At 31.7% G+C, this 23,655-nt stretch carries 24 protein-coding genes; 11 read left to right on the forward strand and 13 right to left on the reverse strand.

Annotated elements, in window-relative coordinates:
• Positions 1–25: 25 nt before the first annotated feature.
• The 11 genes from BMX53_RS04850 to BMX53_RS04900 all read right to left on the reverse strand — a co-directional run bounded on the left by BMX53_RS04850 (position 26) and on the right by BMX53_RS04900 (position 10,589).
• Positions 26–628 carry a hypothetical protein gene (locus tag BMX53_RS04850; RefSeq protein ID WP_074744886.1) on the reverse strand — a complete coding sequence of 201 codons (603 nt, stop codon included), beginning with the start codon at positions 626–628 and terminating at the stop codon, positions 26–28.
• 13 nt (positions 629–641) lie between these two features.
• Complete coding sequence (locus BMX53_RS04855; protein WP_063175787.1) at positions 642–1,136, reverse strand: RNA polymerase sigma factor; 495 nt, start codon at positions 1,134–1,136, stop codon at positions 642–644.
• 98 nt (positions 1,137–1,234) lie between these two features.
• A complete protein-coding gene (locus tag BMX53_RS04860) occupies positions 1,235–2,356 on the reverse strand; it encodes a TlpA disulfide reductase family protein (RefSeq protein WP_074744888.1) in 1,122 nt (373 codons plus the stop codon).
• 131 nt (positions 2,357–2,487) lie between these two features.
• Positions 2,488–3,609: a redoxin domain-containing protein gene (locus tag BMX53_RS04865; protein WP_038988063.1), complete on the reverse strand. Its 1,122-nt coding sequence runs from the start codon at positions 3,607–3,609 to the stop codon at positions 2,488–2,490.
• Between the two features lie 101 nt (positions 3,610–3,710).
• Positions 3,711–4,097 carry a DUF423 domain-containing protein gene (locus BMX53_RS04870; RefSeq protein WP_074744890.1) on the reverse strand — a complete coding sequence of 129 codons (387 nt, stop codon included), beginning with the start codon at positions 4,095–4,097 and terminating at the stop codon, positions 3,711–3,713.
• 12 nt (positions 4,098–4,109) lie between these two features.
• Entirely contained in the window at positions 4,110–5,054 is a 945-nt protein-coding gene (locus tag BMX53_RS04875; protein WP_038988061.1) for a transglutaminase domain-containing protein, read from the reverse strand.
• A gap of 23 nt (positions 5,055–5,077) precedes the next feature.
• Entirely contained in the window at positions 5,078–5,923 is an 846-nt protein-coding gene (locus BMX53_RS04880) for a substrate-binding domain-containing protein (protein WP_074744892.1), read from the reverse strand.
• 118 nt (positions 5,924–6,041) lie between these two features.
• Positions 6,042–7,547 (reverse strand): succinate CoA transferase, encoded by a 1,506-nt coding sequence (locus BMX53_RS04885; RefSeq protein ID WP_038988059.1) that lies wholly within the window; start codon positions 7,545–7,547, stop codon positions 6,042–6,044.
• Between the two features lie 638 nt (positions 7,548–8,185).
• Positions 8,186–9,058, reverse strand: coding sequence for a nucleoside phosphorylase (locus BMX53_RS04890; RefSeq protein WP_038988058.1), 873 nt, complete (start codon positions 9,056–9,058; stop codon positions 8,186–8,188).
• 16 nt (positions 9,059–9,074) lie between these two features.
• Positions 9,075–9,422 carry a translation initiation factor gene (locus BMX53_RS04895; RefSeq protein WP_038988057.1) on the reverse strand — a complete coding sequence of 116 codons (348 nt, stop codon included), beginning with the start codon at positions 9,420–9,422 and terminating at the stop codon, positions 9,075–9,077.
• A 219-nt stretch (positions 9,423–9,641) separates the two neighbouring features.
• Positions 9,642–10,589: an isopenicillin N synthase family dioxygenase gene (locus BMX53_RS04900; protein WP_074744894.1), complete on the reverse strand. Its 948-nt coding sequence runs from the start codon at positions 10,587–10,589 to the stop codon at positions 9,642–9,644.
• Positions 10,590–10,833: 244 nt separating this feature from the next.
• Between BMX53_RS04900 and BMX53_RS04905 the strand changes: the two genes are divergently transcribed.
• The 3 genes from BMX53_RS04905 (at position 10,834) to BMX53_RS04915 (ending at position 12,662) form a co-directional block, all read left to right on the forward strand.
• Positions 10,834–11,070, forward strand: a complete 237-nt coding sequence (locus BMX53_RS04905; RefSeq protein WP_038988055.1) for a hypothetical protein — start codon at positions 10,834–10,836, stop codon at positions 11,068–11,070.
• A gap of 46 nt (positions 11,071–11,116) precedes the next feature.
• On the forward strand, positions 11,117–11,605 hold the full coding sequence (ybaK, locus tag BMX53_RS04910) for a Cys-tRNA(Pro) deacylase (RefSeq protein WP_074744896.1): 489 nt from the start codon (positions 11,117–11,119) through the stop codon (positions 11,603–11,605).
• A gap of 271 nt (positions 11,606–11,876) precedes the next feature.
• A complete protein-coding gene (locus BMX53_RS04915) occupies positions 11,877–12,662 on the forward strand; it encodes a hypothetical protein (RefSeq protein WP_038988053.1) in 786 nt (261 codons plus the stop codon).
• Positions 12,663–12,693: 31 nt separating this feature from the next.
• On the opposite strand, the gene BMX53_RS04920 is transcribed toward BMX53_RS04915, so the two are convergent.
• Positions 12,694–13,674: a PhoH family protein gene (locus BMX53_RS04920; RefSeq protein WP_038988052.1), complete on the reverse strand. Its 981-nt coding sequence runs from the start codon at positions 13,672–13,674 to the stop codon at positions 12,694–12,696.
• 95 nt (positions 13,675–13,769) lie between these two features.
• Here BMX53_RS04920 and BMX53_RS04925 point away from each other — a divergent pair, with 95 nt between their 5' ends.
• The 5 genes from BMX53_RS04925 to dnaN all read left to right on the forward strand — a co-directional run bounded on the left by BMX53_RS04925 (position 13,770) and on the right by dnaN (position 18,524).
• Positions 13,770–14,606, forward strand: coding sequence for an SAM hydrolase/SAM-dependent halogenase family protein (locus BMX53_RS04925; RefSeq protein WP_074744898.1), 837 nt, complete (start codon positions 13,770–13,772; stop codon positions 14,604–14,606).
• 10 nt (positions 14,607–14,616) lie between these two features.
• Positions 14,617–14,913: a putative quinol monooxygenase gene (locus BMX53_RS04930; protein WP_038988050.1), complete on the forward strand. Its 297-nt coding sequence runs from the start codon at positions 14,617–14,619 to the stop codon at positions 14,911–14,913.
• A gap of 9 nt (positions 14,914–14,922) precedes the next feature.
• On the forward strand, positions 14,923–15,639 hold the full coding sequence (gene gldF / locus BMX53_RS04935) for a gliding motility-associated ABC transporter permease subunit GldF (protein WP_074744900.1): 717 nt from the start codon (positions 14,923–14,925) through the stop codon (positions 15,637–15,639).
• Positions 15,639–17,324, forward strand: a complete 1,686-nt coding sequence (gene gldG / locus BMX53_RS04940) for a gliding motility-associated ABC transporter substrate-binding protein GldG (protein ID WP_074744902.1) — start codon at positions 15,639–15,641, stop codon at positions 17,322–17,324. The genes gldF and gldG overlap by 1 nt, the downstream gene beginning before the upstream one ends.
• An 81-nt stretch (positions 17,325–17,405) precedes the next feature.
• Positions 17,406–18,524 (forward strand): DNA polymerase III subunit beta, encoded by a 1,119-nt coding sequence (gene dnaN / locus BMX53_RS04945; protein WP_038988047.1) that lies wholly within the window; start codon positions 17,406–17,408, stop codon positions 18,522–18,524.
• A 460-nt stretch (positions 18,525–18,984) separates the two neighbouring features.
• Here the strand turns inward: dnaN and BMX53_RS04950 are convergent, their stop codons facing one another.
• A complete protein-coding gene (locus tag BMX53_RS04950; RefSeq protein WP_074744904.1) occupies positions 18,985–19,491 on the reverse strand; it encodes a hypothetical protein in 507 nt (168 codons plus the stop codon).
• A gap of 352 nt (positions 19,492–19,843) precedes the next feature.
• On the opposite strand from BMX53_RS04950, the gene BMX53_RS04955 reads away from it, so the two are divergent.
• The 3 genes from BMX53_RS04955 (at position 19,844) to BMX53_RS04965 (ending at position 23,641) form a co-directional block, all read left to right on the forward strand.
• Positions 19,844–20,584 carry a sensor histidine kinase gene (locus BMX53_RS04955; protein WP_038988045.1) on the forward strand — a complete coding sequence of 247 codons (741 nt, stop codon included), beginning with the start codon at positions 19,844–19,846 and terminating at the stop codon, positions 20,582–20,584.
• The gene (locus tag BMX53_RS04960) at positions 20,550–21,260 is read left to right on the forward strand and encodes a LytR/AlgR family response regulator transcription factor (RefSeq protein WP_038988044.1); all 711 of its coding nucleotides are present in this window, start codon (positions 20,550–20,552) and stop codon (positions 21,258–21,260) included. Before BMX53_RS04955 ends, BMX53_RS04960 begins: the two co-directional genes overlap by 35 nt.
• Before the next feature lie 113 nt (positions 21,261–21,373).
• Positions 21,374–23,641: a cation:proton antiporter gene (locus BMX53_RS04965; protein ID WP_074744906.1), complete on the forward strand. Its 2,268-nt coding sequence runs from the start codon at positions 21,374–21,376 to the stop codon at positions 23,639–23,641.
• The last annotated feature ends 14 nt before the right edge of the window (positions 23,642–23,655 follow it).

A 23,655-nucleotide genomic window follows, 5' to 3' on the forward strand; every position in this document is an offset into this window, starting at 1 on the left:
GTTAATTAAAATAACGGAGATAGTTTTATTCGTAATCTATTTTTTCAAGTTCTTTATAGTTTTTCATTAATTTCTTAATTAAGAAACCATAAATAAGTTTGTAGTATATCCACAATAGACCTAAGAATATACCACAGATAATGATAACAACACCAATACTTATTAATGCAGATGAGAGAGTTAATTTATCATCTATAGTTAAAATATCAATTAGCATAATGATAAAAGCAATGATGAAGACTGTGATATTTGTATAGATATAGTAGTTAACAGTCTTTTTAGTGTTTAGAATAGTTTTCATTAATGTTCTTGTAGAATCAGCAACACTTATTTTTCTGAAATTACAATAGAATAGGTAGATGAAAACAACAGAAACTCCTAATGAAAGCCAATCTAGATTGGTAATCATGAATCTGTACAAAGGACCTACACTTTCCTTTGAGTCTTCTGTAATGAAGAAATAACTAAAGCAATTAAGTACTAAAAATTCAATGATGCTTATTATAAAAATCCACATTACAATAGAAGATGATTTCTTGTGAATCATCTTGTGGATCTCTTCTGTCGATACTTTTGGAAACTGCTGAGAGTTGTTCCAATGTTTTTTTAATAAATCTAGCTCCTCCATAATTCTTATTCGTCTAAGGATTTAATATCTTCTTAAGTTTGGTTTTTATTCTATTCATCTTAACCCTTGCATTAACTTCACTAATACCTAAAGTCTCTGCAATCTCTTCGTAGTCCTTATCTTCTAAATACATAAATACCAAAGCTTTTTCTATGTCGTTTAGTTGTTGTAGAGCTTTATACATCAATTTTAACTGCTCTTCTTCTTGATAATTGTATTCTGTATACTCAAATTTGCAGAAGGCTGTGTCGTAAGGTATAGTATTCACCTCACGTGTTTTTTTGCGATATAAAGATATTGCAGTGTTTAAAGCTACTCGATAAGCCCATGTAGAGAATTTAGAATCACCTCTAAATTTGGGGTAGGCATGCCAAAGTTGAATAGATATTTCTTGAAACAAGTCTTTATGAGCTGCTTCGTCGACTGTATATAGTCGACATACCTTGTGGATAAGATTTTGATTCTTATCCAAAAGTGCAACGAATTCTTGTTCAAGATTTTTGTTCATGTCTATATGTAGTAAAAAGGTATTATTTGTTACACAAAATATTTATAAAATATCAAGTATAGCAAATAATACCTTTTAAGTATTTAATAATCCTTATGTTATTGTCTATTTAATTCTTGTTGAATTATTTCAGAAACATTGTTATCTAAGTGGTTAATGTCTATTACTTTTCCATTCTTATCTAGAACAAACACTGTAGGGATGTTTTTAACTCCGTATTGTATTTGAATCTCATATAGATTAGCAATGTGATTCCAATTTAGTTTTTCTTTAACGATAGTATCAATCCATTCTTGTTTGTCTTCATCTAGAGCAATACTAAAGATGTTTAGACCCTGGGCGTGAAATTCTTGATAAAGGTTTCTGATAATAGGTAATGTCTCGTGACATGAAGGACACCAAGGAGCCCAAAAATGTAATAAGGTAACTTTTCCTAAGCTATTATATAATGAAATCTCTTTTCCTTCTTGATTTTGTCCAGATACATCAATAGCTTTATCACCAACTTTAACTAGAGTACTTGTCTCAGGAGGTGTTTCTAGCAATTTCTTTATCCCTAATCCAATATTAGAATGCTTAATATTTTCTTTGTATCTATCATAGTATGTCTTAGCTTCTTTTGGATCTATATTTTTATTATCTAATCTTTGATATAATATTACAGCTGAAGTAAAAGAATCACTATAATCTTTTAATTGAGTAGTGATGATATCATTAATCTGGCTTATATATACTTTAAACTCAGAAGAAAGTCTCTCTAACACAACTTGATCGTTATCAGTAATAGCTTTCGTTAGAATGTCTTGATTATCATCTCTGTATTTGTTAGCTTCTTTTTGTACTTTCTTAATGCTATTGTGAAAATAGTTTAATTGATTGTTGTTCTTGGTTCCTGTTGTAGATGTACCTAGTTCATCATTGTAATCATAAGTAAAGACAATCTCACCATCTTCTAATACTACTATCTCTGTAGCGTCTTTAGAAAGCTCTAATAACGCATAAGAAGGGTAGGTAGTACTTCCTTTGAACTGGAAGCGATCGTTCTTTAAACGAGTGGAATCTATGGCATTGAAAGAATTGGTATTTGGATCTAATACTTTTAGGTAGATCATTTCACCTTGAGGGATATTTTTGGTAGTTCCTTTTATTACATAGCCTTTATCTTTTATGGTAAAGTTCATTAATAATAAGGCTGTTAAGATCAAAGGTATTGTTCTCATTATATGTTGTTTTATAGGATATTTGAAAAACTAAATATAACAAAATTATAGATACGAGATAGGATAGGTGTTAACAAAAAAAGGGCTACAGAATCTCTGTAGCCCTTGTGTATTATATTGCAATCAAAGAATTATTTTAATAACTCTTGAACTTTAGCTTCTAATTTTTTACCTCTTAGGTTTTTAGCAACAACTTTACCATTAGCATCTAAGATAAAAGTAGCAGGAATAGCTTTTACTTCATAAGCTTGAGCAATTGGCTCTTCCCATCCTTTTAAATTAGATATATGATTCCAAGTTAATTTATCAGCAGCGATAGCATCTACCCATTTAGTTTTGTCTTTATCTAGAGATACTCCTATAATATTTAATCCTTGTTCGTGGTATTTCTCATATAGAGCTACTACTTTAGGGTTCTCTGATCTACAAGGTCCACACCATGAAGCCCAGAAATCAATAATAGTAATCTTACCTAAACTTTCTTTAAGAGATATTTCTTTTCCTTCAGGAGATTTAGCTGAAAAATCAGGAGCAATATCACCGATTTTTACTTTTGCATCAGGGATAGCGTCTATAGCTGTTTTAAGTGCTTTAGCAACAGTAGATTGTTTTAAGGTTTCATCTATTTTGCCATATTTCTCTTGTAATTCTTCTTTTAGGTATTGATCAGTACTTTTAGCTAAATAAGTAAGAGTTGTAAAGTTGCTAGGGTTAGCATCAATATATGATTCTACATACTCTTCATATTTTTCTGCTAGTGCCATATAACCATTGATAATAGCATCTTTCTTAGCTTGATCTTTAGCTTCAGCAGCTTGTTTATAGGCCTCTTGATTGTCTCCTTGGTATTGATAGATAGCTTTTTCTAATTCATCTGTCTTTTTAGTAAACGCAGAATATTCATCGTTGTTTTTAGTACCAGTTACAGAACTGTTTTCTATTTTATCAACATCGTAGTGCACAACAATATTTCCATTCTCAAGAACGAAAGGTAGTCTGCCTTTTTCTTTTCCAAAATTGATGAAGTTTTGATCTAATAAAGTAGCTGTTCCTTTAAAAGTAAAAGCATTGTCTTTTATTTCAGTTGAATCAATAGCAACGGCATTACCAGTAGCAATATCAATTTTCTCAATATAAACCTTGTCTCCGTCTTTTAGACCTTTTGTTTCTCCTGTGATAGTGTAGCCTGTAGCTTCTTTATTACAAGACGCTAATATAGCAACTGCACCAAGTACTGTTAAGATTTTTTTCATGTATAGTTTTTATTTATAGTTATAGTTACACAATTAAGTATTATGCATTTCAAACAAATATATTTAAAAAAGTATATAAATGTAAGATTAGTTCAAAAAAACTATAAGAGTTTGATAAATTGTATTAATAACATTACCCAACCAATAACCATACAAAGTCCTCCTATAGGAGTAATAGGTCCTAGAATTTTTATCTTCTTTTTGAAAGTAGCACTTAATGTTAATCCATAGATGCTAAATGAAAACAAGAAAACACCAATGATAATAATATTAATAGCACCTCTGATATCTAGTTGTGCAGGCATTAAACCTAGTACGACTAAAAATATAGCGTGATACATTTGATATTTTACACCTACTTCAAAGCTTTCTAATCTCTCTGCAGTCATGTGTTTTTTTAAAGCATGCGCTCCGAATGCGCCAAGTATAATAGCGAGTGCTCCATATATTGAACCAGCTATTAAAGCTGTAGTATTAACGATTTCCATATTGTTTTGGTTTTAATTAAATGTGAGTTGTCCTAGTATCTCCTCGGACATAAATGGTCCGCCAGGATATCTAGCAGTATAGTCTAAATTAAGCCATATTTGGCCTCTTTCGTCAATGTGGTAGTGTATTTCTTTCCCTTTGCTTTCTTCTTTAAACAGTACTTCCTTAATTAAATAAATCACCTGATCTAAGTCTCCTTTGTTAGGAATAAGCATTTCGGGATACATATGTTCTTTAGTATGTATTAATCTAGGTGTAGCACCTATAGCTCTTATAAGACCAGCCATTAGTACAGAATAGTCATCACAGTCACCAGAGAAATGCTGTAGTGATTCTGAGGCAGACGCTATATATTCTCTTCCTTTAGGGTCGTTAACGTAATTCCATTTCGTACGTACTTCTTTAAAGATAGCTAAGGCCTGAATAATCTGTCTATACTGATGAAAGTTAGGAACAGTTGTAAAATGTTTACGAGTAGTAGCTAATGCATAGTTTCTAACCTCTGGTTTATCATATTCTATAGCTGTGATAATTTTGTTCTTGTTAGGGAAGGGTAACAGTTTAGATATAATAAGATCTTGCGGTTTAGGATCTTCAGCCATAGCGTATATCATAACTTTATAATCTTCAAATACAGCATTGTATCCATATCCTCCAAAAAGGGATCCTACTACTAAAACTATTAGATAGACACCAATAAGTATATTTAAGACTAACTTCATTTTTTGAAGTAAGAATTGTAAGATACTTACTATCGATAAGAATAGAATAATACGATCTAACTGATAAGGCCAATTGGGATCATCTATATTTTGATGAACAATGATGAATATAGGGATGGTTATAAGTACGTTAAGTATAAGTATGATAATATTATCCCAAGGTTTTGGGACTCTTAGATACTTAAGCCATTTTTTCTCAGGAGTAGTTCCTGTTGATTCAGTATTGATATTCATCTTAGTTTACACACAGAACTATATTATAAAACGGTATCACAGTAATTAATAGTATTTGTAATTAAACCTAAATCTATTAATTGCTGTTGTACTTTGTTAAAATGTCTTTCAGATAATTGTCTTTGAGACCAAATTGTCATATTCATCCACTCCTTAATATCTTCTATTTCAATATTATATTTAGTAGCTAATGTTCTGTCTATGGAAGGAATCATTTTAAATTCAGCTGTTGTAGTATTAATACAGTCAAGAAGATTATTAATAAGACCTTTATTTTTCTCTAAAAAACTATTGTTGGCAACTATTATAAATGAAGGCCATGGAGTAGGGCAGTCTCCTAATCGTCTAAAAATACCTTTATCCACAACAGGCTTAGTCATGAAATGTTCCCACATAAAATAATCAGCCTCTCCTTCAGTTAATGCTTTTACTGCATTATCTAAGGTATTAACTATTACGAATTGTAAGTTATCTATACTCCAACCCATTTTTTGAGCATGGACGATAGCCATTAGATGTGATCCTGACCCAAATCTGCTTATAGCTATACGTTTGCCTTCTAGATCTTCTACTTTATTAAAAGGAGAGTTATGAGCCACATGAATACCCCATTGTAATGGTGAGGCTACATATTCTTGAATAATTGTAGATGGATTACCTTCTGAGATATCTTTTACAATACCTTCTGTAAGTATTACAGCTAAGTCAGTTTCATTGTTTCTTAGCATTTGGCACATTTTACCTGTCCCTTCCGGGATATCAGTCCATTGCAAATTAATGCCAAGTTCTTCAAATTCACCATTTTCTATACATAGGTGCCAAGGGAGATTAAAGTGCTCTGGTACCCCTATAATATTAACTTTTGCCATTTTATATCGTACTACATTTTTGTGCTAAGATAATAAAATGAGTGTTGTTTTCTACATTAAAATAAGGGTAAAACAAAAAAAAACTCTACATCATTTTGAGTAGAGTTTTTTAGATATATTAAGGCTTCATAGAACCTTTTTCTTGGAAGCGAATGTGGAATTTGAAAGCTTCTTCTAAAAGGTGAGGAGTATGTCCTTGTCTTTCTTTAGCTCTTTCGTAATAATCTCTTAATTCTGCTTTGTAGTCTGGGTGTACACAGTTCTCAATGATAACTTCTGCACGCTCTCTAGGAGAAAGACCTCTTAAGTCAGCTAGACCTTGGTCTGTTACTAAGATATCCACATCGTGTTCTGTGTGGTCTACGTGTGATACCATTGGTAAGACGTGAGAAATATTGTTTTCTTTAGAAGCTGCTTGAGTAACGAAGATACTTAGGTATGCATTACGAGCAAAGTCTCCAGACCCACCGATACCATTCATCATTTTGCTACCTCCGATATGCGTAGAATTAACGTTACCATAGATATCAAACTCAATAGCTGTATTGATAGCGATGATACCTAACCTACGGATTACTTCAGGAGCATTACTAATGTTTTGTGGGCGTAATACTAGTTTATCTTTATATTGACCGAAATTATTGATAATTCTACCGTAACACTCTTCTGTTACTGTGATAGAAGAACCTGAAGCAAAAGTCATTTTTCCTGAGTCAATTAGGTCAAAAGTACTGTCTTGTAATACTTCTGAGTACATAGTTAAATCGTGGAATGGCCCATCGATAAAACCTGTAAGTACAGCATTAGCTACTTTTCCAATACCAGCTTGTAATGGTAAAAGAGAGTGAGTTAACTTTCCTTTTCTTACCTCTTCTTCAAAGAATCTAAGTAAGTGTCCAGAAATAGCTGAAGTCTTAACGTCTGGTTCAGGAAGTTGAGCAGGAGTATCTTCTATACTAGAGTATACTACAGCGATAACGTCATCTGGGTTTAGACGGATAAAAGTTTCTCCGATTCTATCTTCTACTGTATGGATAGGGATAATCTCTCTACGAGGTTGTTTTTTAGGAACACTATTGTCATGTACACCTTCTATTTCTAGAGGAATAGCAGTGTTAACTTCGATAATAATCTTACGAGCTACACTAGCGAAGTATGCAGAGTTACCAATAGATGTGGTAGGAATGATAAATCCTTCTTCGTTAATATAAGTAGCTTCAATTATAGCGATATCTACTTGAGGAATGTGTTTTTCCTGAAGTTGTTCGATCGTTTCACTTAAGTGTTGATCGATATATTTTACTTGTCCGCTGTTGATTGTCTTTCTCAGTACAGAATCAGCTTGGAAAGGCATTCTACGGATTAAAGCATTATTAGTAGCTAAATCTGCATCGGTAGTCTGTCCTAGAGATGCTCCAGTAATTAAAGTAATAGCAACATTTTCTTGAGCTGCTCTTAAAGCGAATGCAGGTAGTACAGATTTGCTATCTCCTGCTTTAGTGAAGCCACTAGCTCCAACTACAGCTTGGTCATGAATTAAGAGAGCCGCTTCTTCAGCTGAAACAATACGCTCTCTATATGGTGCGTATTTTATTCTCTCTAATTTCGAGTCTTCTTTCGTCATTTCAAATAAAAATTTTAAGCACCTTAAATTAAGTATAATTATTTGAAAGAGTCAAATAAAATTATTGGATATGATTAAATATGTGAAAATAGTTGTGTGTTTTATTAAAATATTATGTTTATATCTATAATTTTAAGATATAAAAACATTAGTGTCATATATGGTAATTTTCACTGACTTTTATGTAAGAGAATTTAAAACCTATTAGTGATATTTTTGGAATTATTCTGAATATTTTCTTTACGAAAGTAGAATAACTTCTAAATAGACTCATTTTAGGTGTCAGAATAGCTGATTTTCGTCATTTATATTTCATATATAATAAGTAGACTTATTTTGTAATTGATAGAAGAGAAATGTACTATTTTTAGGGAAAGAGCAAGTTTTGGAGATTATCAGTGTGTATATATAAATGGAGATGAGTAATAGAGAATATTAGTTATTTACAGCTTTGAGTAGTAAAGGTTGTGTGATATTTAATAATAGTACAGTTATGATAGGGCTAGATAGGATTAATAAATACTGTATAGTACTAAGTAGGATTATTAACTATAGCTGTACTGTTATAGCAGGACGAGGTGAAAGGGTAAAAAAAAAGCTACCAGAGATGGTAGCTTTTTTAATAGTGGTAATCTATATTAATTTGCGCTAAGTTTGTCTAATGTATAGATAATCAGCTTGTCAACAGCAGCATAAGGGTCTTCTGAGAATGTACCGTTAGCTCTGTTAGCGATTATTGTATTAAGAGATACTGCGTGATGTCCAAGTAGTTTACAAAGACCATAGATAGCAGATGTCTCCATTTCGAAGTTTGTGATACGATATTCTCCAAATTTGAAGTTGTCGATTTTGTGGTTTAGTTCAGGATCTTGAATACCAAGGCGTAGTACACGTCCTTGAGGTCCGTAGAATCCACCAGCTGTACCAGTAATTCCTTTGAAAGTTAATTCACTCTCTAATTTAGCTTCTAACTCAGAACTGTTTTTGATAAAATAAGGACGACCTTTTCTTAAATCCCAATTAGTGTGTGAGATGAAAGCATCTTCTAGTGCTACATCAGTTACTTCTTCGATAAGGTATGAACGCATAACGTTGTCTAATCCTAATCCGTACTGAGATAACACAAAACTGTTTACAGGAATATCAGCCTGTAAAGAACCAGAAGTACCAATTCGTACAATATTTACAGATGTAAGTTCCTTCTTGATTTCTCTTGTTTCTAGGTCGATATTAAATAGAGCATCTATTTCATTAACTGCAATATCAATATTGTCTGGTCCGATACCAGTAGAGATTACTGTTAGACGCTTACCTTTATAAGTTCCTGTTGTTGTTTTAAACTCTCTTTTTTGTGTTGAAAACTCAATAGAATCAAAGTGTCTAGTGATTCTGTCAACACGGTTTTGATCACCTACGAAAATGATATCTTTAGCTACATTTTCAGGTCTTAAATTAAGGTGGTAGATACTACCATCAGGGTTTAGAATTAATTCAGATGATTTAATCTTCATAATATTAAATTTTTAATTAGCCGCCTACACGTTTTACTTTGTAGCCTTCTTTTATTAAATAATCCATTATTTTGTCGCGAAAATTACCTTGGATGATAATATCGCCGTCTTTAGCACTTCCGCCTACACCACAAAGTGTTTTTAGTTTTTTAGCAAGATCTTTTAAATCTTCTTCATTTCCTTCAAAGCCTTTTATAACAGTAGCGACTTTACCGCCTCTGTTTTTTTTATCTATATGTGCTTCTAGTTTTTGAAGGTGTGGAGCTAGAGTTTCTGTAGCTTCTTCTTGTTCGAATTCAAAGTCTTTATTTGTAGAGAATACAAATCCTCCTAGGGCATCTAAACTATTTAACTTTTTACTCATATAGGTATGAAATATGGTGCTTTTATAATAATGATAAAAATGACAATTCATTAAGTTATCATGAACTGCCTCATTCGGTTATACGTAAAGGTACGAAATGTGTTAAAATTTATTGGTATAAAGTGTAAAAAAATGAATCTTTAAATAGTACTTTATAAAAAATAAAAAAGAGGGGGTAAAAAGCCCCCTCTTTTAAGAATATGTCTTAATTAGGATGAATTATTTAATTAAACCTAATTCAACTAGTCTTTGGTGTAAGAATTCTCCTGAAGTAATATCTTCATATAACTTAGGATTGTTCTCATCGATACAGTTTTCTAAACAGTTTAGAGGCATCGTACTTACAGGATGCATAAAGAATGGAATAGAGTATCTAGAAGTTCCCCATAATTCACGAGGAGGGTTTACTACTTGATGAATAGTAGATTTTAATCTATTGTTAGAGTGACGTGATAACATGTCACCTACATTGATTACTAATTCATCATCAGCAGCGATTGCGTCGATCCATTGCCCATCGTGGTTTTGTACTTGTAGTCCTTTACCTTGAGCTCCCATAAGTAGAGTAATCAAGTTGATGTCTCCATGAGCAGCTGCTCTTACAGCGTTCTTAGGTTCATCTTTAATAGGAGGGTAGTGAATTGGACGTAAAATACTGTTTCCGTTTTTAACGAACTTATCAAAGTAGAACTCGTCTAAACCTAAGAATAAAGCTAATGCACGTAATACGTAAACACCAGTTTTTTCTAACATTTGGTACGTTTCTTTACCTACAATATTAAATTGAGGTAATTCTTTTACTTCTACGTTTGCAGGATAAGAGGCTTCTAAAGCTGGATCATTGTCAACATATTGTCCAAAATGCCAGAATTCTTTTAAGTCACCTTCAGTTCTTCCTTTAGCGTGCTCTTTACCAAAAGAAACATATCCTCTCTGTCCTCCAATACCTGGAACTTCATAAGAATTTTTAGTTTCCAATGGAAGATTAAAGAAATTGCGAACTTCTTTATATAGATTCTCAACTAATTGATCATCTAAAAAGTGTCCTTTTAATGCTACGAATCCAATTTCTTCGTAGGCTTGGCCGATTTCATTTACAAACTTTTGTTTACGTACCGGGTCATCCGATAGGAAATCACGTAAGTCAACACTAGGAATGTTTTGCATTTACTAAGTTGTTATTTATGCTTACTTGAGTTATTTCGTACAAATGTAAATTTTTTTTCCACAATTTACGGTTAATAACTATAATTTATGTTTTTTTAGTGGTTAGATATTGAAGTATTGTGATCTAAAGGCTTGTAAATGTGTTTGATTAATTGTTGTTTTTTGATTGTGATTTTTTTAATGAATATGAAAAATTAATGAATTTTTTTATAAATTGCCGTTATAACCTTTAATATAAAAAACTATGAAATTACCAATCGAATTAAAATCACATGAGTTTGTGGTGTTAGTAGCAGTAGATATAGACCCAAAATATAAGTTGTCTAATCTAGATGAATTTTATGGCACTTTACCAAAAAGCTTTAAACCAATTTTTAAGAAAGTAATTGGTTCAACATTAAATATTTACTGCGTGTGTAGTAATCAGGACGATTTTATGTTCTGCTTAAGACAGACTGGGTATAAGACTACATTGTTATAAAATAGTAATACATTAGCAACTCAATATTCTAGAAGAAATATAATAAATGAGTAAGAAAGTAGCTAAAACGAATGCCTTGCGTATATTAGATAGTAAGAAAACTGTGTATCAAATGTATGAGTATGATATTACTGATGAGTTGATAGATGGTAAGTCTGTATGTGATAAATTAGGAATATCAGAATCTGAGTCATTAAAGACATTAGTAGCTCATGGAAAAGGGAATGCTATATATGTTTTTGTAGTTTCTATAAACAATGAATTGGACTTGAAGAAGGCAGCACAAGCGTGTGGAGAGAAAAAGATAGAGATGCTAGCTGTAAAAGATTTATTAGCAATTACTGGCTATATTAGAGGTGGGTGTTCGCCTATAGGGATGAAGAAACTATATCCTACATTTATAGATGAGCAAGTGAGATCTTTGGATACTATCTATGTTAGTGGAGGGAGAAAAGGATTGAGTATAGGCATAAATCCTAATGATTTATTAGAAGTTATTACAGGTAAATTTGTTGATATTGTTAAAACTAATTGAAAATAAGTAGGTTATGTTTTTATGAATTGCCTTAATCAAGAATTATTAATGAGGGCATTTTGTGAGTTTTTACTAATATTTTGTTATAGTTATAACAAATTTTAAAGAGTGTAAATGTGGATCCGTTAATGTTGTTATATCTTTGCACAGACAAATTAGATGAGAATTCAATAAATGTGGAGTTTTCGAGTTAAATTAATACTAAAAAAGATTGAATAATTTATTTAAGTAGTTAGTAGGATTTATCTTTGTACTCTGTAAAATTAAGATTATGATATTGGCATTAACCGTTTCGTTATTTCCTTCGTGTGGAGTAGATCAAGTAAAAGATAAAAGCTTTAAAGAAGCTAATAATAAACAGATTGATTTATTAAGCAAGAATGATTTAGATGGTACTTTTTTTAAGGCTGTAGCTCAAGATTTACCACAAGTTGTTTCTATTGGAAAAAAAGGAATTGTTTATTCAAGTACTAAACCTAATCAAAAGATAATATTTCCATTTGTAGAGCCATTAGTGGATGGGGAGAGTAGAATATATAAATCTCAGACTAAACACGAGGAGATAGAGATCGTTATTTATGAAGATGAAACAGCAAGAGATTTTGCTGATGGTAGATTTGATCATTCTGTAGCTGTTCGTTTGATAAAGAATAAAGAAAGTGAGCAAGAAGAAGTGTTAGATTTCGCTTGTTTTGGGCATTATTTATATACTGATAAGTTATCTGGGAACTGGATTTTTCAATCGTATGAAGATAAGAGAGTAGAAGAATTGGGAATTAATCAGATCCCAATGATATGTATTGATATTAATACAAGAAGCTTCTCAGGAAGTGGAGGTAATCATATGATATATGGAGATGTGAGATGTGAGGGGGATAGTATCTTCTTTAAAGTAGTGTTGTCTCCAGAATATGTAACAGATATGTATCAAAAAGAGAAAGAACTATTATCTGTATTAGATAGTTGTGATCGATTTGAATTAAAAGAGGATTATTTGTTCTTGTATTCAGAAGGGAAACAAAAACTTATGTTCTTAAGAGATACTTACAATATGTAATAAAATAAAGAAATAAAAAAAAATGGAGGGCTTAACCCTCCATTTTTTTTAACTCATCTATAGACATTCTGTCTGGTCTTTCTTCACTTATTTTATAAGCTTCTACTATTTTCTTCACTAACTTATGACGTACAATATCTTTGTCATCTAAGTATAACATACCAATGCCTTCGACATCCTTTAGAATATAAAGTGCTTCTTTTAAACCAGAAGATACTTTACGCGGTAAATCTATTTGACCAGGGTCACCAGTGATTATAAATTTAGCATGTTTTCCCATACGAGTTAAGAACATTTTCATTTGTGAATGAGTTGTGTTCTGTGCCTCGTCTAGAATGACGAATGCATTATCTAGAGTACGACCACGCATAAATGCTAATGGAGCAATCTGAATAACCCCTTTCAAGATGTAGTCGTCTAATGTCTGAGGAGGAAGCATATCCCTTAATGCATCGTATAAGGGCTGCATGTAAGGGTCTAACTTCTCTTTCATATCCCCTGGTAGAAATCCTAAGTTTTCTCCAGCTTCTACAGCAGGTCTAGTAAGAATGATTCTCTTAACTTCCTTATTCTTTAACGCTCTCACAGCTAGTGCTACACCAGTATAAGTCTTACCTGTACCAGCTGGACCAATAGCAAAAACCATATCGTTTTTTTCTACGAATTTCACTAGTCTTTGTTGATTAGGAGTGATGGCTTTGATAAGCTTTCCAGATACACCATGTACTAAGATGTCATCAGAGGGTAGTGAAGTAGGAGCACTGTCTAAAACTAGTCTTTCTATGATATTCTCGTCTATTCGATTATATCTTATAAAGTACTTTAATAGACGGTCAAAACTTTTTTCAAACTCGTCTAATATTTCGGGATCACCATAAACTTTAAGAAGAGATCCTCTTGTCACAATTTTAATCTTTGGATATAACTTCTTAAGTATATCTAAATGAGTGTCTTGTGGACCCCAAAAATCTTTAGGGCTAAAATCGGTTAATTCTATTATCCTTTCGTTCAATACCAATGGAGTTAATTAAAAAAAATAATCTAATTTTGTATATTCAAATCTACTATAAAAAAATCATTTTTCTTAAAATATATTGAAAAATAATAATGCAAAGAATAATTACACTAACAACAGATTTTGGATATCGGGACCACTATGTAGGGGCTTTAAAGGGAAAGATATACTCAAATATCATTGGCTGTAATTTAGTTGATATCTCACACGAAATAAAAAAATATAATACTGAAGATGCTGGATTCGTTATTGGAGCAGCATTTAATAAATTTCCACAAGGTACTATTCATATCATAGCAGTAGATGCTACTGTAACGGAATATACTAAAGCATTATGCGTAGAGTATGATGGACATTACTTTATTACCGCGGATAACGGGATTATGAGTATAATCTTAGGAGAAGAAGAATATGAAAAAGCAGTATACATCAAGCATGATGGTATGATGAAGTCTAATGATATTTTTGTGTATTGTGCATATCAATTATGTGAAGGTCGAAAATTAGAAGAAATAGGAACGCCTGTAGAAGCTATTTACAGTCCAAGCAGATTGGCTAGTAATGTGTCACTTCAAGCACATAAAATTACTGGTAAAATTATTTATGAAGATTCTTACGGAAACTTAGTGACTAATATTCATAGAAGTGATTATGATGTAGTCTCTGGTGGGAGAGAATTTATTATCCGAGTAAAAGATTACAGAATAAATAGAATTAACGAATATTACGCTGATTTTAAAATAAGTGATAGGGCTACGTTAAAAGAGCGAGCTGGTGAATTGGTTGCGCTTTTTAATGATGTAAACCTGTTGACAATCACGCTGTTTTATTCAAAACCAGATTCACATGGGGGTACACCACGTCAACTAATGAATTTTAATTTAAATGACACTGTAACCATAGAATTTGACCCAGATACACAATATTAAACCTATAATTATGTTTATAAGAATTGTAAAGCTGACCTTGCTAGAAGATAAGGTAACAGATTTTTTAGATCATTTTGAGACTATTAAAGATAAGGTTCGTCATTATCCTGGATGCCAATTCTTAGAAGTGTATCGAGATAAAGAGAATACAAATATCTTCTTTACTTATAGTTATTGGGAAGATGAAAGTAACTTAGAAGATTATAAAAAATCTGAAGTTTTCGGTGAAATTTGGCCGTATACAAAGACTTTATTCAAAGAGAGAGCAGAAGCTTGGAGTGTTGATAAAGTTGTGACACTTAAATAAATATAGTTTATGAAGGCAATCAGTCTTAGAGAGATTAAAGCTTTTTTTAGTTCATTGACAGGGTATTTAGTAATTACCTTGTTTTTGGTTATTAATGGTATTTTACTGTGGTTTATAGAAGGAGAATACAATGTGTTGCAAAGTGGTTTTGCTGATTTGTCTCCATTTTTTTACTTAGCACCTTGGGTCCTTATTTTCTTAATTCCTGCGGTAAGTATGAAGAGCTTCTCTGAAGAGATAAAAAATGGTACGATAGAATTGTTGCTAACTAAGCCATTGTCTGTTTGGCAAATTGTATTAGGTAAGTTTATAGGGATTTTTACATTAATTTTCCTTGCGATTATTCCTACTATCGTTTATGTATTTATTTTGAAAGACTTAGTGTTAGAAGGTCAGCAGATTGATTATAGCAATATTATAGGATCATTTATTGGCTTGCTGTTCTTAGTAAGTTGCTATGTTTCTATGGGAATACTATCTTCTTCTTTAACAGAAAATCAGATTGTCGCTTTTATCATCGGTGTTGTACTATGTTTATTCTTTTCTTTAGGTATTGATACAATGGCAAGTTTGTTTGGAGAGTGGTTTGAAAGAATAGGTGTTTTGTATCATTTTAGAAGTATTTCTAAAGGAGTTATTGATACTAGAGATTTAATCTACTTCGCTTCAATGACTATTTTATGTCTAGGTATAACAGTATTTAAAATTAAAACACTGCGTAAATAATGAAGAAGTTTTATAAAAACGATATCAAATTACTCATCCGTTTGGTTGTAGTACTAGTAGTGCTTAATGTTGTAGGTACTTATGTTTATAAAAGATTTGATTTTACTCAAGATCATAGATATACTCTTTCAGAAAGTACTTTAGGAATACTTGATAGAACTCAAGAGCCTGTATTAGTAGAGGTTTTTTTAAAAGGGAACTTTCCTTTAGAATTTAGAAGATTACAAAATGAGACAAAGCAACTCTTAGAAGAAATAGAGTCTAGAAATTCTAATGTCAAGTTTAAGTTTGTTGATCCAAATGAGGAAGGACCTAGTAAAAAAGGTATAATAGAGCAACTATATGATTATGGCCTAAAACCAGTTACCATAACTGTAAACGATAAAGGAGCACAAAGTCAACAATTGGTTTTTCCTTGGGCATTAGTAAGTCAAGGAGAAAAGGTAACAAGGGTACAGCTATTAAAAAACATGATGGGTGCTAATACAGAAGAGAAAGTAATCTCATCTGTACAACACTTAGAATATGCTTTTGCAGAAGCTATTAATAAGGTAACGCAAGAGAAAAGTAAGAAAATTGCTATTTTAAAAGGGAATGGAGAATTAGACGATGCTTATATAGCTGATTTTCTAATGACAGTGAGAGAGTCTTATCACATAGCTCCTTTTACTTTAGACTCTGTAGCAAAAACGCCACAGAAGACATTAGAGCAACTAAAAGAATATGATTTAGCAATTATAGCAAAACCAACTAAAGCGTTCTCAGAAGAGCAAATAGGGGTATTAGATCAGTATGTGATGAATGGTGGTAAGACACTGTGGTTAATAGATCAAGTACAGGCAGATTTTGATAGCTTAAGGAGAGATGGGAGGATGTTAGCTTATCCTAAAGATCAAAGCTTAGGTGAACTTATGTTTAAGTATGGTGTACGTATTAACCCTGTCTTAGTGAAAGATGAAATCAGTACTAAGATTAAGTTGGCTTCAGGAAGACAAGGTAGTGAGACTGTATATAGTGATTTCTTATGGAAGTTTGCACCATTTGTTTATCCAGATTCAGAACACCCTATAGTTAAAAATATAGAAGGAGTAAAATATGATTTTACTTCACCTATAGATACTTTGAAAAATGGTGTGAAAAAGACAATTTTAGCAAAGTCTTCTAAATATTCAAGTCTTGTAGGGACACCAAATGAAATTAGTTTTGAGGTAATTAATGAACAAACAACACCTGAATCTTATCAAGGTAAAGGAAGTTATATTTTAGGAGTACTGTTGGAAGGTAATTTTCCTTCAGTGTATAAGAATAGAGTTATGCCTTTTACAGTTGATAAACCACTTTCAGAGAGTGTAAATACTCAGATGATTGTTATTTCTGATGGAGATATTATAAAAAATCAGTTAGATGATAAAGGAATGCCTTTAGAGTTAGGGTATGACAAGTGGATAAATATGCTTTATGGAAATAAAGAGTTGTTGTTAAATTCTGTGAATTACTTATTAGACGATACTGGGCTTATCAATTTGAGAACCAAAGAGGTTAAGATACCACTGCTTGATAAATTAAGAGTGGAACAACAATATACCTCTATTCAAATGAAGGTTTTAGTAATCCCTATTGTCTTAGTTGTTATTTTCGGATGTATATTTATTCTTGTAAGAAAACGAAAATTCATTAAAAAGTAAAGTAATATTCCTTTTATTATTGGTAATAATCGGATATATTTGTAGCTGTAAAAGTATTTTTACATAAAAAACAATTATAGTATGAAGTTTATAGTATCGAGTTCCTACTTGTTAAAGCAATTACAAGTTCTAGGTAGTGTGATAAACAGTAGTAATACCTTACATATCTTAGATAACTTCTTATTTGAGTTAGATAATAATGTATTAAAGGTATCTGCTTCAGATTTAGAGACTACAATGTCTGCTACTTTAGAAATTGAATCTACAAGTCAAGGAAGTATAGCTGTTCCTGCAAAATTATTGTTGGAGACTTTAAAAACATTTCCTGAGCAGCCATTGACTTTTTCAGTTAAGGAAAACAATACGATTGAAATTAGTTCAGACGTAGGTAAATACGTATTAGCATATGCACAAGGAGAGGAGTTCCCTAAAGCTGAGTCTTTAGAAGATCCTTCTAAAACTGAAGTGCCTGCTGGAGTATTAGCAACAGCAATTAGCAAAACAATATTTGCTGCAGGAAATGATGATTTACGTCCAGTTATGTCTGGTGTATTCTTTCAGTTCTCACCATCAGGATTAATCTTTGTTGCTACTGATGCACATAAATTAGTAAAATATTCTCGTACGGATATCGTATCTTCAAACGAAGCGAGCTTTATCATGCCTAAGAAGCCTCTTACTATCCTTAAGAGTATTTTAATGGCGTTAGGAGCAGATGTTAGTATTGAATTCAACGAATCTAATGCACAGTTCTCTTTTGAAAACTATACTTTAACTTGTCGTTTAATCGATGGTAAGTATCCAAATTATGAAGCTGTAATTCCTAAAGAGAATCCAAATAAACTTTTAATCAACAGAACACAGTTCTTAAGTTCTGTTAGACGTGTGTCTATTTATGCAAATAAAACAACGCACCAGATTAGATTAAAAGTGGCTGGTACAGAGCTTAACATTTCAGCTGAAGATATTGATTACTCAAACAAAGCTGATGAACGTTTAACTTGTGATTATCAAGGAGACGATATGCAAATTGGATTTAACTCTAGATTTTTACTAGAAATGTTGAATAACTTGCAGTCTGATGATATTCTTTTAGAAATGTCATTACCTAATAGAGCAGGTATCTTAACTCCAGTAGATGGATTAGAAGAAGGCGAAACTGTTACTATGTTAGTAATGCCAGTAATGCTAAATAGCTAATAAATACTCTATAAAGAGTTATTATAATATAAGGCTTCTCTTCATTTGAAGGGGAGCTTTTTTTGTGCCTATAGTTTTTTACTACTGTTGTTTGTAAAGATTTACGAGATACCAAATAAAAAATGTAAAGGCAAACAGGGTAAGGCTGAGTGATAAGGTAGATATGAGAAGTGCTATTTTAAAGGAAGTATCTGACCCAGTTAGTATTTGAATGTAGAGATAATCTAACGCGTGGTAGGTTATAAAGATAGCTACTAAAAGGATAAATATTTGGTTTGGTATTTTAGGTATTTTCATCGAGGTAATTTATTTGTACTTATACTGCTAAAAGCATACCAAAATATTAGCTATTATTTCTTTATACACATTCTGGGGACTAAAGATTTGAATAGTGTACAAATTTGCTGTTGGCTAAACAGTATTTGTTGTTTTTGTTGTTGTGAGTTTGGCTATTGTTGAGTTAGATTAGAGCTTCTGTAGAGGAAGCTATAATTGAATAAGTATCGATACATGTTTTGTTATGGTTTAATGTAGGGATACCTAATAGCTTTTTAAGACCATTTAAATTGTCCTTAATTTCTGAGCTTTTAATTTCTTCTTTGTTTTCTAATGAGTAGACCTGTTTAGAGATAATATCTTGAATCTCTGAGGTCTTGTAGTTTAGAAGCTCATTTTCATTAATTTGAAATAGAATTTTAAGTTTGTTTAAATCCTGTAGATGATCATTTGTTAGATAATGTACACTGTTTAAGACTTCTAACTTTATATCTACAAAAAGATTGATAAGTGTCTTTTTAATACTTAGTATATTATCTATTTGATTGTTCTCAAGTACGCCATAGAATCCTATTGGGGTAACAATGCTTTGAGATAAGTAAGAAAGTATTTGTTGTGTGGTGTTTTTACTCTCTTGTTTTTCATTTAATCTTGCAAAGTGGTCTTGCAAATCCGATTTAAAGATAATCATAGTGATGTGTTTTTTATTTGTTTTCTTTTCTGTGGCTAAGATACTTAATTATGTTAAAATTATTGTTTTTATGGTGTTTTTTGTAGATTATTAGATTATTTCTGTAAAAATGAGTATAGATTGAATTTAAAGTTTGTTAGTAGTGATTTTATTGTTTTTTTGAAGAGTAAACACGTTTGTTTTTAGTAAAAATATATTGCTAAATTTGGTCAGTTTGCGAATTTAATGTTGCCTAAGTATTAAATTACTGTTTATAATACTGTTTTTATGGAATGGTAGTGTAATTACAGATGTTTTTTTCTAATGAATATAATCAAATTAATTCTTTAGTTTTGTGTAAACGTTTAGGATAATGGAAACTCTTCTATATATTATAATCTTTCTTTTATTGGTAATTATTGGTTGGTTAATCTATTCAGTTCGGTTGAGTAGTATTCAACGCAATGAGTTGATAAAAGAGAAACAATTGTTTGACTCTAAAATACGTTATCTACAGTTAGAAAACTTGGAGTCAAGATTAGATCCACATTTATTTAAGAACATTTTAAACTCTATTCAATCACATGCTTATCAAACATACTATGCCCTTGATAAGATGGCAGGAGTTTTAGATTATATTCTATATGATAGCCAGCGTAAGATGGTTTCTTTAAAAGAAGAGCATGAGTTTACTTTAAGACTAATAGATATAAATAAAATAAAGTTAAATCCTCTTTTTAGATTAGACATTCGCTCAAGTATAGGAGAAAATGAAGGACTGTATCACGAAGATCTAATAGCTCCTTTATTGTGTGTAGAGTTGATAGAAAACGCGTTTAAACACGCAGATTTAGCTAGTTCTGATGCATTTATTTCAATATTGTTTAAGCTTAAAAATAACCAATTTGATTTATTAGTTTCTAATAAAAAATCTCGCAAAAAGACTTTGACTAAAGACAAAGGAGGATATGGTCTTACAGCTTTGAATAAAAGATTAGAGCTAATTTATGGTAATACATTTAAACTAGAGAAGAGTGAAGACGATTCTATATATTCAATGCACTTAAAAATTAATTTACATGATTTCAAAACTAAAATGCATATTACTCGATGATGAGATGCTTGGGCTTAAGTATCTTAAGATGCTATGTGAGCAAATAGAAGAAATCGAAGTCGTTAGAACCTATGATAACCCAACGGTGTTTTTAGAAGAGTTACCACAATTGGAGTTTGACGTGGCAATATTAGATATTAATATGCCAGGTATGGATGGTTTAAGTGTGGCACAGTTACTTCATAATAAAGGTGTAATATTTGTTACTGCATATAAAGAATACGCTTTAGAAGCCTTTGAGATTGAAGCTATAGATTATATCGCAAAACCTATTAAGAAAGAACGTCTGCACAAGGCTGTTCTAAAGGCTATGCGCCAGTGTAAGCCAATAGAGGATGTAAGCTTTATGACTATTAATTCTAATAAGGGAAAAGCATTATTACACTTTTCTGATATACTGTATATAAAGACAAATGAAATAGATAGTAGGGATAAAGATGTCTATCTAGATAATAATCAAGTGATAGTAGCTAAAAATATGTCATTAGATAAATTCGTATCAGTATTGCCATCAAGTAAATTTTGTCAGATAAACAAAGGAGAGTTGATTGCTCTTAGAATTGTTCGTTTTTTTAGCCATGATTTGATTACAACCATGATTAAGACATTAGAAGGAAAGCCACTAGAACTCACACTCGGGATGACTTATAAGACAGACTTTTTAGAGAAGATTTAAAATTCATTACATAAAAATATAATTTCATTACAACATCGAATGCTTTGGACTCATATTTGCATTTTGTCAACTTAAATATTTAGAAGTTTGTCAAGAATAAAAAAGTAAATAGTATGTCAAAGTTTAAAAATTCCCTTCTTTATTTCACTATTATAGGAGGGTGTTCTGCCTTAATGTATTGGGTAGTTTCTAAAGGAGTACGCTTAGAATCTGATGTTGTTAAAGTGGTATCAGATAAAACAGTATTTGAAAACTTTTTAAGTACTATACAGGATAATCTTAATTTACCATTAGCGTTATTATTAGCACAGATTGTAACTATTGTGCTAGTTGCTCGTATTTTTGGTTGGATCTGTAAGAAAATAGGACAGCCCTCAGTAATAGGTGAAATTATTGCTGGTATAGCATTAGGTCCCTCTTTTGTAGGAGCTTATTTTCCTGAATTTTCAGAAGCCTTATTTCCTGTTCAGTCATTAGGTAATCTTAGTTTTTTAAGTCAAATAGGTTTGATCTTATTCATGTTCGTCATAGGGATGGAATTAGATTTAAAAGTATTAAAAAATAAAGCTCATGATGCTGTACTTATTAGTCATGCGAGTATTATAATACCTTTTGCTTTAGGGATGACATTAGCGTATTATATATTTACGTCTTTTGCCCCAACGGGAGTTGAATTTCTTTCTTTTGGATTATTTCTCGGGATATCGATGAGTATTACAGCATTTCCAGTACTTGCACGTATTGTACAAGAACGAGGACTGCAGAAAACACGACTAGGTACTATAGTTATTACATGTGCAGCAGCAGACGATATTACAGCTTGGTGTTTATTAGCAGCCGTTATTGCTATTGTTCAGGCAGGTAGCTTTGTAAGTTCATTATATATAATGGCATTAGCAATTATCTATGTAATTGTTATGCTGAAACTTGTTAAGCCTTTTTTAGCACGAATCGCTAAATATCAATCAGCTAGTAATTTATTATCAAAAGGAACTGTTGCAATCTTTTTATTGACGTTAATCATTTCTGCTTATTGTACAGAGGTTATTGGAATCCACGCGTTATTTGGTGCGTTTATGATGGGAGCTGTAATGCCTGACAATATGAAGATCAGAAATATCTTTATAGAGAAAGTAGAAGATATCGCTGTTGTATTATTCTTACCACTATTTTTCGTCTATACAGGATTACGTACAGAAATAGGATTGCTTAATGAGCCATATTTATGGAAGGTCACAGGTATAATTATTTTAGTTGCAACTCTCGGTAAGTTTGTAGGAAGTGCATTAACTGCGAAAATCGTGGGTATCTCCTGGAAAGATAGTTTGACCATTGGAGCTCTTATGAATACGAGAGGACTAATGGAGTTGATTGTTCTTAATATTGGTTTTGATTTAGGAGTATTGACAGGAGAGGTGTTTGCCATGATGGTAATTATGGCTCTAGCGACTACATTTATGACAGGACCTGTATTAGATCTTATAGCGAAGATATTTGGACCCTTAGTGGATGAAGAAACAAGTGCTACAACGCCTAATCTAGGAAAATACCAAGTGTCTTTGTTTTTTGAAAATAAAGCAAGCTTAGCGCCTTTAATGAGGCTAGCAAGTAGTTTTGTAGGAAAGAATAATGCTGACACAGGAATAACAGCGATGCACTTAGTCGAAAGTAATGAGGTAAATGCGTTTACTTCTACAGAATATGAGGGAGAGATATTTGAGGCAGTACAAGAAGAGGCAACTGTATTAGATCAAGAAGTGCAGACATATTATAAAGTGTCTAATGATATAGAAAGTGATGTAGTCAATGTAGTCAATGAACAAATCAGTGATTTACTATTAATAGAAATGGGATATTCTATATACCGTGGATCACTTTTAGGAAATATACTTGGGTTTACTACACGTATTATTAATCCAGATGTATTATTAAATAAAGTAATCGGAAAAGAGAAGTTCTTCGAGAACTCATGGTTTAATGCACGAACTCAACAAATACTAAATAGATCTAAAGTTCCTGTAGGAGTATTTATTAATAAAGATTTTGATAAAGTAGAGCAAATCTTTTTACCAGTATTCTCAAAACAAGATTTAAAGCTTTTAAGTTACGCACAAAAGTGGATTCGCAATAGTGATGCCCAAATAACAGTGTTAGATGCTACAGGACAGTTAGAAAATTACCCTGAATTTAAAGAGCAAATACGTCTTATTGAACAATTTAAACCTAATCACATTAGGATAGTTAGTGCGAAAGAAGTCGATAAGGAATTTATTGAAGAATTTGACCTGATGCTTATAAGCTTAGATAGTTGGAAAGATTTAGTAGAAGAAAGAAGAACTTGGCTGAATAATGCTCCTTCTATGTTATTAATTCAACTATAAGAATAGAATAATCA

It is taken from the genome of Myroides marinus, from assembly GCF_900109075.1.
GTDB classification, from domain to species: domain Bacteria; phylum Bacteroidota; class Bacteroidia; order Flavobacteriales; family Flavobacteriaceae; genus Flavobacterium; species Flavobacterium marinum_A.